The sequence below is a fragment of the Microbacterium halophytorum genome, assembly GCF_002970975.1.
Lineage (GTDB): Bacteria > Actinomycetota > Actinomycetes > Actinomycetales > Microbacteriaceae > Microbacterium > Microbacterium halophytorum.
Window position 1 is genome coordinate 99,820 of sequence record NZ_PNFA01000012.1, and the last position, 13,939, is coordinate 113,758.

Consider the following 13,939-nt stretch of genomic DNA (forward strand, 5'->3'; position numbering starts at 1 on the left):
CTTAGGCCTTGGCCGCCGTCTTGCGAGCGGCCTTCTCCTCGGCACGCTTCGCCTCGGCGGCGACCATCGCGATGGCCTCCTCGGCGCGCAGAACCTTGGTCCGGATGACCTGCTCGTTCAGACCCAGCTGGCGGTCGAGCTCGTTGGTCGCCTCGCTCGTCGCAGTGAAGTTGACGACGGCGTAGATGCCCTCGTTCTTCTTCTGGATCTCGTAGGCGAACCGGCGCTTGCCCCAGATGTCGATGTTCTCGATGGTGCCCTCAGCGTCGGTGATGACCTTGAGGAACTTGTCGAGAATCGTGGGGACCTGGCGCTCGTCGATCTCAGGCTGAAGAATCACCATGAGTTCGTACTGGTGCGTCACTTACCCACCTCCTTCGGACTCGTCGGCTGCCGGGCATTTCCCGACAGCAGGAGGGTGTGTTGCACGTTGCGCGCACGGGGCGGGAGCCCTGCGGCACACAACCAGTCGAGTCTAGCGGAAGCGAACCTGGGCCGCTACCGGAAGCGGTCAGTCGCCCGAGAGCATCTTCGGCAGGTACCCGAGTTCGTCCAGACGTCGTATCAGTCGCGGGGCGATCGGGCCGCCGGCAAGCCTGACCCGGTACGTCCTCGGCCCCGCCGCATGCGACAGCAGGCCTCGGTCCAGCATGCTGCGTATTGCCCGCGAGCGCTGCGCCGCCGTTCCGGGGAACGCGGGTTCCAGGTCACCCGCTCGCACGCTCCCTGCGCGCAGCACGATCCGCAACGCACTGCGCTCGCGCGACGCCAACGCACCGTCGCGTTCCAGCAGCACGAGCGCCGGGCCGACCAGCTCGTCCGCCACGAACTCCAGATCCTGGAGCCGGATCACACGCCCGAGGTCGTCACGAATGCCCCGCGCGAAGAACTGCGCCCATTCGAGCAGCCCCCGCTCGGACAGCGGATCGGCCGCTTCCAGCGCCGCGATGTATGCCGCCCGGTCATTCCCGAACACCGACGTCGGGTTCAGGGCGACCCGCCCTCGCGTCGAGAAGACCGTGCGGCGCAACATCGCGTACGTGAACAGACGTGAGACCCGACCGTTGCCGTTGCTGAACGGATGGATCCAGACGAAGCGGTGGTGCGCAACGGCGACCTGGAGCATCTGCTCGTGCATCGGAAGCCTCCGGTTCGAGAAATCCAGCAGCTCGCTCATCTCGGCATGTACCGCCGCGTGCGACGGCGGTATGTGCGCGGAGCCCGAGATCGCAACGTCGACGCCGCGGTACGCGCCGGGTGTCCGATCGCCTTCGCGGTCGAGGTCCCGGACGGTCCGCGAGTGCAGCTCTCGAACCAAGGCGTGGGTCAGCAACTGTCCGGCGTCCATGCCGTCGATGAAGCGTGCAGCTTCATCGATGTTGACGATCTCGCGGATCTGCTCCTCGGGATGCGACGCACCACCGGCGGCCGCGCCCTCCAGGGCGTCGTACACGGTCGTATGGTTGCCTTCGATGCGGGCAGAGACGACACTCATCACGACGTTGAACAGGGAGTGAAGCTCGCTGAACACCTCGACGGGGGTCGTTGCCATGGCGCCGACGTCGGCCCGGAGCCTCTCGATCTCGAAGATCGTCGCCATGAGTTCGGAGTCGAACTCCGGATGCGGAACGGAGATCGGGCCTGTCATCAGCATTTGCCCCCACGCGTCTGGATAATTGCAGTCGGAACCTCGAGTATTTGCCGATACTACGCTCAAACAGTTGAAAAAACGAGGAAGTAGAGCAACGGTTGCACGTTCGGATTTGCACCAGAGCTGCAACCGAAGTTGCGTGCGATCATCGCGCATCCGTGCGACCGGGCATCCCTCCTGCTCGCATCGCATGCGCTGGTGACGACGGGACGGGATGACACTAGGACGCAGAGCGCGCTTGCCGCGCGTCGCCGGGCGCTCCGATCGACCGAGCATTCACCGGCCGTCGTCGATGCGCCGTCCCTCCCGCCGCGGTGACAGAATCCGCACCAGAGATCGCCGCCGAAGCGCATCGAGTGCGACCGCGGCGATGGTGCAGGCGGCCGAGCGGCGCGCTCCGCGGACCTAGGCTGGAGGCATGCCGCAGATCAGGAGCGTCACCGTGTTCACCGGCTCGGCCCCGGGGGCCGACCCCGCCTACCTCGCGTCGGCGACCGCCGTCGGCCGCGCGCTCGCGAGCGCCGGGATCGGCATCGTGTACGGCGGCGGGAACGTCGGCCTGATGGGCGCGGTCGCGACCGCGGGGCGCGACGCGGGCGGCGATGTGGTCGGCATCATCCCGACAGCGCTCGTCGACAAGGAGCTCGCACACCCCGACCTCACCCGGCTGGAGGTCGTCGAGGACATGCACGAGCGAAAGCAGCGCATGGCGAAGCTGTGCGACGCCTATGTCATGCTCCCCGGCGGCGCCGGGACGCTCGAGGAGTTCTTCGAGGCCTGGACGTGGCAGCAGCTGGGCCTCCACCGCAAGCCGATCGCCGTGTACGACGTCGGGGGGTTCTGGGATCCCCTGCTCGCGATGGTCGACCGCCTGGTCGAGCAGGGCTTCATCAGCGCCGACTTCCGCCGCAGCCTGATCGTGGCCTCCGACCCGGACGATCTCCTCGCCGCCCTGCGCACGTGGCAGCCGCCGGCACCGAAGTGGGGCGAGCCGTCGGGCTCCGACGCGGAGCTGTAGGGCGCGCTCTCAGAGCACGGCTGCGCGGAGGGAGCAGAATCGTGGCGGACATGCGGATCAGCGTCTCGAACTTCGATGCGCCGGAGCAGAGCAGGCTGTGGCTCGCCCTCGGTGCGGAGCAGGCGACGCGGAAGCTGCTCGGCGGTCTCCGCACGGCGCTCCTCATCGCGGAGACGGTCGTCGTCGATCGGAACCAACTACTCGACGGCATCTTCTTCCTCGCGATGGGTCCCGACCGCTTGGCGTGGCATCTCGGGCTCGAACCGGGCGCGCGGCTCCCCCTGGCCATCGACTGTCAGCCTCCGCCCGACCTCGATGCGCCCACCGCGGGCTGGGCGCGCACCCTCGCCGAGTTCCAGTACGAGCAGGTCGCGGGGCCGGCCGAGGCGCGCGGCGCTCGTGTCTCCAGCGCCCTGATCGCCCTGACGGGCTCCTACGACCGCGGAGACACCGGCCCGGGAAGCGTACTGGAAGAACTCCCCTCCCCTGCGTGGCGCGAGCGCTCCGACCCTGCCTTCCTCTCTCAGGAACTGTGGGATCATGCCTCGGATGAGCGATCCGAGTTGCGGGACCTGATCGACGCGCGGAGGCGCGAGTGGGTCGAGGCGATCGCGGCGGGGCGCGTCGCGGCGAAGCCGTGGAGCGGACGCACCCCCGATGTGCACGCCGCCCTGGAGCGCGCCGCGGAGCACGTCGCGGACGACGAGCCGCTGGCCGATGCACTGCTGGCCCTGCGGGAACGTCAGCCTGACGGCTCCTGGGCCCCGCCCTCGCGGCGGGCCCCTGTCGTGCGCTGGCTCGATGGCGAGCGCATCGACGGTACCGGCGGCCTACCGGTGTTCGACCCTCCGCACCTGCCCGACGCGCTGGCCGCGCTGCCGCGTTCGGACCGGGCATGGGCGCTGCGCTGGTGGAACTCGGCCTACTACGAGGCGATCCGCGAGAAGGACGACCTGCGCATGCTGACGCTGCGCGGCGTGGGCGTCTCCGACCTCGACGGCGATCGCGCGCGGCACTGGGGTCTGGCTGCAGACGAGGTCTCCCGCATCCGGCTCGCCTGGCGGCGCCTGCGGGGTCGGCGGCGCCCGCGCTCCGGGAATCTCGCTGTCGACGGTGAGATCCTCGAGCACATGGAGGTTGCCTCACCCAGCGCTTTCGCCTCCGTCGCGCAGGCGCGGGATTCACACGGCAACCGCCTGCTCGATGAACCGTCCAATCGCCACGTGTTCGACCTCGCCCTCCGTGTGCGAAGTGCCGTCGGTGAGACCCCGCCCCGCCGCCAGCAAGTGCTCATCCGGTGGCTGCGAGTGGCCGCCTTCACCCTGATCGCACTCACCCTCGCCCTTCGCGACGCGGAAGTGCTCGTAGGAAGCGGCGCCTGGTTCGCTGTGCTGTGGGCCCTGCTCGCGCTGATCGGCGCGTTCCCCTGGAGCGAAGTCGGGTCGCTGTTCAGCATGCGCTCAACGCGGATGCAGTCGACGCTCCGCCTGCGGAGCGGATCGTGATCCGCCCCGGCTGGCAGCTCGCTTGGCGCAGCGACGACACCGGGATCGAGGTGCACGAGCAGCGGATGCCCGGTTACGTCAGAGCACGCGTCTCCGGGCAGCCGAACGGGCCCGGCGCCGTCGTATGGGCCGAGGAAGACGGACGCGTCGTATTCATCGGCATCGATCGGCCAGCGATCGGGGCCCGACTGCTCGAGCTTCCACGGGGCGGCGCCGAGGCGGAGGACGCCGATGCGGTCGCGACCGCGCGGCGCGAGCTGCTCGAGGAGACGGGCCTTCGTGCCGGGGAAGTCGCGCTGGTCGGGACGATCTGGCCGGACAGCGGGCTGCTCGCCGATTCCGTCGCGGTCGTCCGCGCGCACGACCTCGCGGCGGGAGGCGTCGCCGAGTTCCCCGACTTGCGATGGCTGACTGCCGACGAGATCGACAGCGCCGTCGCCAGCGGCGAGATCCGCGACGGCATCACCCTGTCGGCGATCGCGCTCGTCCGCGCGCGGCGGTAGGGGCGCGGCCCGCGCCGTCGTCCGCACCCGGGTTCGACCCGAGCAGACGGTGCGGCGAGCATCCGGCCCGACGGTGCCGCAGGGCATTCCATCTTATTGACAGGACATTCTCTCAAAGGTAGCGTCGGAACGCGCGCTCGCGGGCGCGCGCCCCGCCGGCGCGGCCGGGGCAGCTGCCACGAGAAGGTGTTCCGCCATGAAGCTCGGCGTCTACAACGCGATCCTGCACGACCGCACCCTGCCGGAGGCCCTCGAGGTCATCGCGTCGCTCGGCCTGACCGGCATCGAGCTGAACTCCGGCGGGTTCCTGCCCGCGCGGCACATCCCGAGCTTCGATGACATCCTGGCCTCCGATGCGGCGCGCGACGACTACGTCGGGGCCTTCGAGGGGACGGGCGTCGGGATCGCCGGTCTGAACGCGAACGGCAACCCGCTGCACCCGAACCACACGATCGCCGAGAAGCACGCGGCCGACGTGCACCGCAGCATCCTGCTCGCCGAGCGGCTCGGGCAGACGCGCGTCGTGACGATGTCGGGCCTGCCGGGCGGTGAACCGGGCGCATCGCACCCTAACTGGATCGTGAACGCCTGGAACTCCACGGCGCTCGACGTGCTCGACTACCAGTGGGGCGTCGCTGCCGACTTCTGGCGCGACACCGACCGATTCGCCGCCGACCACGGCGTCAAGGTCGCCCTCGAGCTGCACCCGCAGAACCTCGTGTTCAACGCCGCGGACGTGCACAAGCTCCTCGACCTGACGGGCGCCACGCACCTCGGCGTCGAGATGGACGCCTCGCACCTGTTCTGGCAGCAGATGGACCCCGTCGCCGTCACCCGCCACCTCGGCGAGCTGATCTTCCAGGCCGCGGCGAAGGACGTGCGCATCAACCGCGCCAATGCCGAGCTCTACGGCGTGCTCGACAACAGCTTCCGCCGACTGTCGCCCGAGGAGGACCGCACGAACCTCGGCGGCGACGAGTGGGCGAACGAGTGGCCGAAGGATTCCGCGTGGGACTTCGTCGCGCTCGGCCGCGGCCACGACACCGCCTATTGGACCGAGTTCCTGCGCGCCCTGCACGAGGTCGACCCGGGCATGCTCGTGAACATCGAGCACGAGGACACCTCACTCGGCCCCGTCGAGGGCCTCGCGGAGGCCGCCGCTGTGCTCCGCGCCGCCGACGACGCGCTGGCCGCGTCGCTCTGAGGGAAGGGACATCCGGATGCGCATCGGACTCGTCGGCTTCGGCTTCGGCGGCCAGAAGTTCCACCTGCCCTACATCCAGGCCGCGACCGAGTGGGAGCTCGCGGGCGTCGTGACGCGCTCCGCGGCCCGCCGCGCCGAGCTCGCGGTCGCGGCGCCGGGAGTCCCGGCGTTCGACGGCCTCGACGCCCTGATCGACGCGGGCGTCGACGCCGTGGTCATCACGACCCCGCCCGAGACCCGCCGCGAACTCGTGCTCCGCGCCCTCGAGCGCGGCGTGCACGTCGTCGCGGATAAGCCGTTCGCCCCGGATGCCGCGACGGCGCGTGAGCTGGCCGAGGCCGGCAGGCGCTCGGGCAGAGTGCTCACGGTGTTCCACAACCGCCGCTTCGACACCGACATCGTCACGGCGGCGAAGGTGCTCGCCGATGGCGCCGTCGGGGAGCCATGGCGTGCCGTGAACCGCTTCGACCTCGACGACCCCGACACGCTCGAGGTCGGCCCGGCGCACGGCCTGCTGCGCGACCTCGGCTCGCACGCCGTCGACCAGATGACGCACCTGTTCGGTCCCGTCGTCCGCGTCGATGCGCACCTCGACTGGGTCGAGCGCGACGACCAGCGGGTCGACGCGGGCTTCACGATCGGCATGCACCACCGCTCGGGCGTGCACACCACGGTCTCGTCCAGCAAGCTGAACCGCCTGCAGGAGCACGAGCTGATCGTGTACGGCTCGGAGGGGTCGTACGCGTCCCGGATGTCGGACGTGCAGACGGCCGCGACGCTCGCGGGCCGACACCCGCTCACCGAGCCCGAGTGGGGCGTCGAGGACGCGTCGCGATGGGGCACGCTGCGCACCGCGGCCGGCGCCTCGCGCGTGCCGAGCGAGCGCGGCGACTACGCCGATTACTACCGCGCCCTGCACGCGTCGATCGCCGACGGCGCCCCGCTCGCCGTCACCCTCGAGGAGGCGGTGCACACTGTCTCGATCCTCGACGCGGCCCGCACCAGCGCCCTCGAGAACAGGTCCGTCGAGGTCTGACGGCACAGGAGCTCTGCCCGGCGCGCGCACATCGCAGTCGATTCTGCGTGCCATCCACGACCCTGCGCGAGGTTCCGCCACCCGTCACACGCCCCGCGCAAGAATCGACTGCATTGTGCACGGGCCGCCCCCGAGCCCTGCTCGGGGCGGCCCGTTCCGCTCAGACGCTCGGCACCCCGACGCCCCTCCGGCGCCGTACGACCGGACGACGGCGTCGAGCGGCAGGCTTCAGCGCCGCTTCTTCTTCAGGTTGTGCGTGGCCACCGTCTCCGTGACGGCGACACGGCCGACCCCGGCAGACTCGTCCTTCTCGATCTCATCGCGGATGACGCGCACCTCTTCCGTGTTCGTTCCCGCGTCACGCAGCTCGTGGACGAGCGCCTCCAGCTCGGCACCGCCAGCCATCAGCGCCGTGAGCTCCTCGAGGGTGATCTCGTTCTTCTCGTGATACCCGATGTTCTGCCCCCGCCGGAGCAGCAGGAAGCGATTCCCGACCGGATACGCGTGATGCGGGTTGTGCGTGATGAAGATGACGCCCAGGCCGCGGTCGCGTGCCTGGATGATGTACTTCAGAACGACGCCTGACTGCTTCACACCCAGAGCCGCGGTCGGCTCGTCGAGGATCAGCACCTTCGCGCCGAAGTACACGGCGCGCGCGATCGCGACGCACTGGCGTTCACCGCCGGAGAGCGTACCGATCGGCTGCTCCACGTCGCGCAGGTCGATGCCCATGTCGAGGAGCTCCTTCTTCGCCGTCTTCTTCATGAAGTCGACGTCGAGGCGCCGGAACGGCCCCCAGCCCTTGGTGACCTCAGACCCGAGGAAGAAGTTCCGCCAGACCGGCATCAGCGGCGCGACAGCGAGATCCTGGTACACGGTTGCGATTCCTCGCTTGAGCGCATCGCGCGGCGACGAGAGCTTGACCTCTTCGCCGTCGATGCTGAACACGCCGTCGTCGTGCTGGTGGAGCCCGGCGATGATCTTGATCAGCGTCGACTTCCCCGCGCCGTTGTCGCCGAGCACGCACATCACTTCGCCGGAACCGACCTTCAGGCTCACGTCACGCAGAGCGATGATGTTCCCGTAGCGCTTGCCCGCCCCGTCGAGTTCGACCAGCGGCGTGTCCGCTTGCGTCGTGGCGTTCATTTCTTGCCTCCCTTCGCGGCGCGGCGCTGCAACCAGAAATTCAACACCGTCGCTCCCAGCAGCATCGCGCCCAAGAAGAACTTCAACCAGTCGGGGTTCCACTCCGCGTACACGACGCCCTTGAGCGCCATGCCATAGATCAGCGCGCCGATCGCACCGCCGATCGCGGAGCCGTACCCGCCGGTCAGCAGGCATCCACCGACCACGGCCGCGATGATGTACAGGAATTCGTTCCCGATGCCCTCGCCCGACTGCACCGTTTTGAACGCGAACAGGTTGTGCATGCCGAGGAGCCAGGCGCAGAAGCCGACCCCCATGTACAGGCCGATCTTGGTCTTCCCGACCGGGACGCCGACCGCGCGAGCGGCCTCGGGCGCGCCGCCTGACGCGAAGATCCAGTTCCCGACCTTGGTGCGACGCAGAAGCCACGTCGCGACGATCACCAGGGCGATCCAATAGAACACCGTGATCTTCACGTTGATGCCGAACACAGGGATGTCGGATGCGAAGACCGCCACGGCCGAGTCGAAACCGGGCCACGGTTCGATGGACGGCGAAGCGACGCCGCCCGTGATCAAGCGCGTCAACCCGAGGTTCAGCCCCGTCAGCATGAAGAACGTCGACAGCGTCACGATGAACGATGCGAGCTTCGTCTTCAGCAGCAACCAGCCGTTGATGAAGCCGACGCCGAGCGAGAAGATCAGCCCGACGAACACGCCGACCCACACGTTCGTGCCGAACCAATACACGAACAGCGACGCCGATAGCGCCGAGGAGATCACGGCAACACCGGTCGACAGGTCGAACTCGCCGCCGATCATCAACAGCGACACACCCAGCGCCATGATGCCCACTGTCGACGCCCCGTAGAGCGTCGTCGCGATCGACGACGGTTCGGTGAACTGCGGATATCCCGCGACCGCGAAGATCACGAAGAGCACCACGGCGGCCGCCGTCGCTCCCGCCTCGGGCTTCGTGAAGAACTTGGTGAACCAATTCCCCCGTGTCACGCGCTCGTCTGCCTTCTGCAACACTGCAGTACCACTACTCATCTGCTCACTCCTCTGGAGGGTTTGAGGTCGCACGCCGCGGCCCGCCGAGCCTGTCGCCGACGGCGCGGCTCGGCGGGCACTGCGGAGCGGCCTACTCTGCGGCGTCCTCGAACTGGGCAGCGACAGTGTCGAGGTTGTCCTTCGTGATGACCGCGGGCCCGGTCAGCACGGCGTTCCCGCCGCCGAGGACGTAGCCGCCCTCGTGGTACAGACGCACCGCTTCGACGCTTTCGTACCCCTGCATCCACGGCTGCTGGTCGACCGCGAAGACCATGGTGTCGTCTTGAAGCGCCTGGTAGACGTCGCCGTTCAGGTCGGTCGTGGCGAGTTTCGCGTCGCTACCGGCATCGGTGATGGCGTCGACCGTCGCGACCGCGAACGGCGCGCCGAGCGTCACGACGAAGTCGATGTCGGAGTCGGTCTGAAGCTTCGATGTGATGGTCGAGGTGACGTTCGTCATGTCCTGACCGTTCACGTACAGCACCTCCGATTCGCCGTCGAACGTGTCGGCGAGGCCTTCGCAACGCGACTCGAGGCCCACGTGACCCTGTTCCTGGATCACGCAGATCGCCCGCTTCGATCCCTCTTCGTTGAGCTGCTCGCCGACAGCCTGGCCCGCGATGAACTCGTTCTGGCCGAAGTGTGCGAGGACGCCCATGTCCTTGTACTGCTCTTCGCCGGCGTTGATGCTGAAGACCGGGATGCCTGCTTCCACGGCCTTCTGCACTTCGCCGGACATCGCATCCGCCTTGGCGAGCGTGACGACGATGCCGTCGACGTCCTGGTCGACCGCCTGCTGCACGAGTTGGGCTTGGCGCGCGCCATCAGGGTCGCTGCTGTACAGGAACTCAACACCGTTGCGCTCCGCGGCGGTCTCGGCGCCGCTCCGAACGATGTCCCAGAAGGTGTCGCCAGGTGCCTGATGCGTGATCATCGCGACCTTCAGAGGGTCGAGCTCTTCCGCCGCGCCCTCCTTCTGCGCGCCGGCCGGTCCACCCCCGCAACCCGCGAGCGCCAGCACGCCCGCTGCGACGAAGCCGCCGACGCCGACCATCCTGCCGAATTTCTTGCCTGCTGTGTTCATTCGATCTCACTCCATCGTGTATCGGATCGTTCCGGATAAGGTTGAGTTTCTAATTGTTCGGACATATTGTCAATGACACAATGACAGGCGTTATCCGTCCGTGTCCATCGCGCCGGTGGAGGGGCTATTCGAGCTCGTCGAGGTTCTCCGCCGTGATCCACACGGCCTCGGTCAGCACCTCATCGGGCACTTGTTCGCCGTCGATGAGCTTCGCCATCGTCTCCACGCCGAGCTCGCCCATGCCGGCCGTGTCCTGCGAGACCGTGCCGGCGAGCCCACCAGCCTCGATCGCGGCGATGCCGTCGGCGGTCGCGTCGATGCCGTACACCGCGATCTCGCCCGCCCTCCCGGCGTTGTCGATCGCCTGCACCGCACCGACCGCCATGCCATCGTTCTGCGCGACGATCGCGTCGATCTCCTCACCGGTCGACAGCCAGTTCTCGACGAGATTCAGCGCCTCGGCCGTCACCCAATTCCCCGACTGCTCGAACGCCACGCTCACATCGGGGTTCTCAGCGAGCACGGTCTCGTAGCCTTCGTTCCGAGTGATCTGCGCGTCGCTCCCCATCGGGCCGTACAGGACTGCGATCGAGCCCTGCCCACCGAGATCCTCGAGCGCGTGCTGCATCTGCAGCTCTCCCGCCCGCTCTTCGTCGCCCCCGATGTACGACGCGGCGAGCGACTGCTCCGACGCTCGCTGCACGATCGTCGCGATCGGGATACCCGCGTCATTGGCCGCGAGCAGGCCCGGCACGACACCGTCGGTCGACACCGGTTCGACGAGGATGCCGTCGAATCCCTGACTCACGGCCTGCTCGATCTGCGACACCTGCGTCGCCGCGTCCTGCTCACCGTCGAAGACCGTAACGGCGTAACCGAGGTCCTCGCCCTTCGCCTCGGCCGCACCCGCGATCGTCGTCGTGAACTCATTGGTCATATGGCTCATCACAAGCGCGATCCGAGGTTCTTCCCCCGACACTTCTCCGCTCTCACCGGATGTCGTGTCACAGCCGGTCAGCACCACGGCGGACGCGGCCGCCAGTGCCGCGGCTGTCCATACGGCCCTCTTCGTCATCTTCGTTTCCTCTCCATACGGGATCTGTGCAGTTCGCGCGACTGGTCAGTCGCGCCGGGTCTTGACATCGATCAGGACGGCGAGCACGATGATCGCGCCCTTGATCAGCAGTTGCGCGTTCGAGTCGATGCCGAGGATGTCGAGGCCGTTCGCAATCACGGCGATCATCAGCGCACCGATGAGGACGCCGAAGGCGCGGCCGCGACCTCCAGCCATGCTCACTCCGCCGATCACGACGGCCGCGATCGCGTCGAGCTCGTACGACGCACCGGCGGTCGGCGAGCCCGTGAACGTGCGGGATGCCAGCAGCACGCCCGCCAGACCGGCGAGCACTCCCGCGATGACGAACGGTGCGACCGTGAGGCGCTTCACGGAGATTCCGGACACCTCGGCCGCCGCCGGGTTCCCGCCGAGCGCGTACACACGCCGACCGAACACCGTGCGTCGAAGCACGAACGCAGCCACGGCTGCGACGACGACGAGGTAGATCGCCAGCGTCGGGATGCCCCACACCTGCCCCGAGGCGAGTTCGCGGAACGCCGAGCTGAGATCCGTCACGGGCGCGCCTCCCGAGAGCATCAGCGCGAGACCTCGCACGGCGGTGAGTGTGCCGAGCGTCACGATGAACGATGGCACGCCGCCGTATGCGACACCGACGCCGTTCAGCGCCCCGACGCCTGCCCCCACCAGGAGGCCGACCAGAATCGGGACGATCAGCGGGAACTCACCGGGGTGCGCGAACATCGCAGCCGCGACGCCGGCGAGCCCAACGGTCGATCCGACCGACAGGTCGATCTGCCCGGAAATGATGACGTACATCATGCCCATCGCGAGGATGCCGTTGATCGACGTCTGGATGAGGATGAGGAAGATGTTGTTGACGCTCAAGAACGAGTTGTTCGGCGACGCAATCGTCAGCACCGCCACGATCGCCAAGAACACGACGACCAGGCCGAGGTTCTTGGCGATCACCCGCACACGGCTCGGCACTCGCACCGCAATCGTGGTCATTTCTCTGCTCCGAATCGAGAGGCGAGCTCGAGGATGCGCTCCTGCGAGAATTCGCTGCGTTCCAGGGTTCCGGTGACACGGCCCTCTGCCATGACGTGGATGCGGTCACTCATCCCCATGAGCTCGCTCATCTCGGACGAGATGAGGATCACGGACCGGCCGGTCTCGACCAACTCGCCGATGAGTTCGTAGAGGTCGCGTTTCGCGCCGACGTCGATGCCCCGCGTCGGATCGTCGAGGATGACGATGTCCGGCTCCGAGAGCAGCCACTTCGACAGCACGACCTTCTGCTGGTTCCCGCCCGAGAGTCGGGAGACGAGCTGACCATCGCTCGGCGTGCGGATCCGGAGCCGATCGATGTACGAGCGCGCGACGCGCCTCTCTTCGCGGCGATTGAGGATGCCCGTCGAGAACAGCCGGTGCAGCGCGACGAGCGTGATGTTCTCGCCGACGGAAGCGGCGAGGTTCAAGCCGCTCCCCTTGCGATCCTCGGTGACGAGCGCGATGCCAAGCCGGATCGCGTCGCGCGGTCGCCGGATCCGGACATCACGGCCTCGCAAGCGCACCGGCCCCGCCCCGCGACCGCGTCGGATGCCGAACAGGGACTCGACGAACTCGCTGCGCCCGGCGCCGATCAGCCCGCCGATCCCCAGGACCTCACCGCGGCGCAACTCGATGCTGACATTCCTCACAACCGGAGGGCTCGACCATCCCCTCACCGTCAGCACGGGTTCGCCGATCTCGACGCTCCGCTTCGGAAAGGTGTCGTCGAGCGAGCGCCCGACCATCAGAGAGATCAGCGTCGGCTCATCGAATGCCCCGGCGGCATCGGTTCGGACGAGCCCGCCGTCCCGCAGCACCGAGATCGTGTCGGCGATGCGGAAGATCTCGTCCATCTTGTGGGAGATGTAGATGATGCCGACACCGGATGCCGCGAGACGCTGGACGTGACCGAACAGGGTCTCCACATCGGCCTCCGTGATCGCTGACGTAGGCTCGTCCATGACGATGATCCGGCTCTCGACCGAGATCGCCTTGGCGATCTCGACGAGCTGCATCTGAGCGACGGAGAGCTCGCGCATGGGTCGGTCCGCTTCGAGATCGATATCCAGGCGATCCAGGATCGCCTGGGCTTCCCGCCGCGTGCCCCGCTCGTCGAAGAGACCCGCCGCCGTGCGGCGCTCCCGACCGAGGAAGATGTTCTCCGCAATGGTCATGTCGAGAACCGGGTTCAATTCCTGGTGGATCATCGCGACACCCCGGAGGAGCGCGTCCTTCGGGCTCGCGATCTCAACGGGCTCGCCATCGACGAGCACAGCCCCGCTGTCCGGCGCATAGATGCCCATCAGGATCTTCATCAGCGTCGACTTGCCAGCACCGTTCTCGCCCATGAGCGCGTGCACCTCGCCAGCGTGGACTGACAGGGTCACCTGGTCGAGCACGCGCACACCCGGGAAGCTCTTCGAGATCGAAGACAGCGTCAGCACCGGCGCCGTCTCGATGTCGCGGCCCTCGCGGTCCATGGGATCCCCTACTCGATTGTACATTCCCACTTGATGGACACATTGTCCATCAGTAGATCATGTATACCATGCGTTGGACTTATCGCCCACCTAACGAGAAGTTTTGCCATCGTGCGTGATGGCGATCACCG

13 protein-coding genes are annotated in these 13,939 nt (G+C 67.8%); 5 read left to right on the forward strand and 8 right to left on the reverse strand.

The genetic code is table 11. The annotated features are described in order from the left end of the window. Window position 1: 1 nt before the first annotated feature. Window positions 2-364 carry a 30S ribosomal protein S6 gene (gene rpsF / locus C0010_RS11720; RefSeq protein WP_105567267.1) on the reverse strand — a complete coding sequence of 121 codons (363 nt, stop codon included), beginning with the start codon at window positions 362-364 and terminating at the stop codon, window positions 2-4. A gap of 147 nt (window positions 365-511) precedes the next feature. Next, window positions 512-1,600: a Fic family protein gene (locus C0010_RS11725; RefSeq protein ID WP_158685488.1), complete on the reverse strand. Its 1,089-nt coding sequence runs from the start codon at window positions 1,598-1,600 to the stop codon at window positions 512-514. A 469-nt stretch (window positions 1,601-2,069) separates the two neighbouring features. On the opposite strand from C0010_RS11725, the gene C0010_RS11730 reads away from it, so the two are divergent. The 5 genes from C0010_RS11730 to C0010_RS11750 all read left to right on the forward strand — a co-directional run bounded on the left by C0010_RS11730 (window position 2,070) and on the right by C0010_RS11750 (window position 6,917). Next, complete coding sequence (locus C0010_RS11730; RefSeq protein WP_105567269.1) at window positions 2,070-2,669, forward strand: LOG family protein; 600 nt, start codon at window positions 2,070-2,072, stop codon at window positions 2,667-2,669. Between the two features lie 41 nt (window positions 2,670-2,710). Then, the gene (locus tag C0010_RS11735) at window positions 2,711-4,174 is read left to right on the forward strand and encodes a hypothetical protein (RefSeq protein WP_158685489.1); all 1,464 of its coding nucleotides are present in this window, start codon (window positions 2,711-2,713) and stop codon (window positions 4,172-4,174) included. Continuing rightward, window positions 4,171-4,677, forward strand: coding sequence for an NUDIX hydrolase (locus C0010_RS11740; protein ID WP_105567271.1), 507 nt, complete (start codon window positions 4,171-4,173; stop codon window positions 4,675-4,677). Before C0010_RS11735 ends, C0010_RS11740 begins: the two co-directional genes overlap by 4 nt. A gap of 196 nt (window positions 4,678-4,873) precedes the next feature. Further along, window positions 4,874-5,881 (forward strand): sugar phosphate isomerase/epimerase family protein, encoded by a 1,008-nt coding sequence (locus C0010_RS11745; RefSeq protein ID WP_105567272.1) that lies wholly within the window; start codon window positions 4,874-4,876, stop codon window positions 5,879-5,881. 16 nt (window positions 5,882-5,897) lie between these two features. Further along, window positions 5,898-6,917 (forward strand): Gfo/Idh/MocA family protein, encoded by a 1,020-nt coding sequence (locus C0010_RS11750; protein WP_105567273.1) that lies wholly within the window; start codon window positions 5,898-5,900, stop codon window positions 6,915-6,917. A gap of 228 nt (window positions 6,918-7,145) precedes the next feature. Here the strand turns inward: C0010_RS11750 and C0010_RS11755 are convergent, their stop codons facing one another. The 6 genes from C0010_RS11755 to C0010_RS11780 all read right to left on the reverse strand — a co-directional run bounded on the left by C0010_RS11755 (window position 7,146) and on the right by C0010_RS11780 (window position 13,808). Beyond that, entirely contained in the window at window positions 7,146-8,063 is a 918-nt protein-coding gene (locus tag C0010_RS11755) for an ATP-binding cassette domain-containing protein (protein WP_105567274.1), read from the reverse strand. Beyond that, window positions 8,060-9,115, reverse strand: coding sequence for an ABC transporter permease (locus C0010_RS11760; RefSeq protein ID WP_105567275.1), 1,056 nt, complete (start codon window positions 9,113-9,115; stop codon window positions 8,060-8,062). Before C0010_RS11760 ends, C0010_RS11755 begins: the two co-directional genes overlap by 4 nt. Before the next feature lie 91 nt (window positions 9,116-9,206). Continuing rightward, on the reverse strand, window positions 9,207-10,199 hold the full coding sequence (locus C0010_RS11765) for a substrate-binding domain-containing protein (RefSeq protein ID WP_105567276.1): 993 nt from the start codon (window positions 10,197-10,199) through the stop codon (window positions 9,207-9,209). A 124-nt stretch (window positions 10,200-10,323) separates the two neighbouring features. Next, complete coding sequence (locus tag C0010_RS11770; protein ID WP_105567277.1) at window positions 10,324-11,274, reverse strand: sugar ABC transporter substrate-binding protein; 951 nt, start codon at window positions 11,272-11,274, stop codon at window positions 10,324-10,326. A 45-nt stretch (window positions 11,275-11,319) separates the two neighbouring features. Continuing rightward, window positions 11,320-12,285: an ABC transporter permease gene (locus tag C0010_RS11775; RefSeq protein ID WP_105567278.1), complete on the reverse strand. Its 966-nt coding sequence runs from the start codon at window positions 12,283-12,285 to the stop codon at window positions 11,320-11,322. Then, window positions 12,282-13,808 carry a sugar ABC transporter ATP-binding protein gene (locus C0010_RS11780; RefSeq protein WP_198410821.1) on the reverse strand — a complete coding sequence of 509 codons (1,527 nt, stop codon included), beginning with the start codon at window positions 13,806-13,808 and terminating at the stop codon, window positions 12,282-12,284. Before C0010_RS11780 ends, C0010_RS11775 begins: the two co-directional genes overlap by 4 nt. Window positions 13,809-13,939: the final 131 nt, after the last annotated feature.

What these genes read in the sequence shown, in the direction of transcription:
- C0010_RS11760 (WP_105567275.1), bottom strand. Translation starts at nt 9,115, where the DNA reads ATGAGTAGTGGTACTGCAGTGTTGCAGAAGGCAGACGAGCGCGTGACA.
- C0010_RS11725 (WP_158685488.1), bottom strand. Translation starts at nt 1,600, where the DNA reads ATGGCGACGATCTTCGAGATCGAGAGGCTCCGGGCCGACGTCGGCGCC.
- C0010_RS11770 (WP_105567277.1), bottom strand. Translation starts at nt 11,274, where the DNA reads ATGACGAAGAGGGCCGTATGGACAGCCGCGGCACTGGCGGCCGCGTCC.
- C0010_RS11750 (WP_105567273.1), top strand. Translation starts at nt 5,898, where the DNA reads ATGCGCATCGGACTCGTCGGCTTCGGCTTCGGCGGCCAGAAGTTCCAC.
- C0010_RS11780 (WP_198410821.1), bottom strand. Translation starts at nt 13,808, where the DNA reads ATGGACCGCGAGGGCCGCGACATCGAGACGGCGCCGGTGCTGACGCTG.
- C0010_RS11755 (WP_105567274.1), bottom strand. Translation starts at nt 8,063, where the DNA reads ATGAACGCCACGACGCAAGCGGACACGCCGCTGGTCGAACTCGACGGG.
- C0010_RS11775 (WP_105567278.1), bottom strand. Translation starts at nt 12,285, where the DNA reads ATGACCACGATTGCGGTGCGAGTGCCGAGCCGTGTGCGGGTGATCGCC.
- C0010_RS11730 (WP_105567269.1), top strand. Translation starts at nt 2,070, where the DNA reads ATGCCGCAGATCAGGAGCGTCACCGTGTTCACCGGCTCGGCCCCGGGG.
- C0010_RS11745 (WP_105567272.1), top strand. Translation starts at nt 4,874, where the DNA reads ATGAAGCTCGGCGTCTACAACGCGATCCTGCACGACCGCACCCTGCCG.
- C0010_RS11765 (WP_105567276.1), bottom strand. Translation starts at nt 10,199, where the DNA reads ATGAACACAGCAGGCAAGAAATTCGGCAGGATGGTCGGCGTCGGCGGC.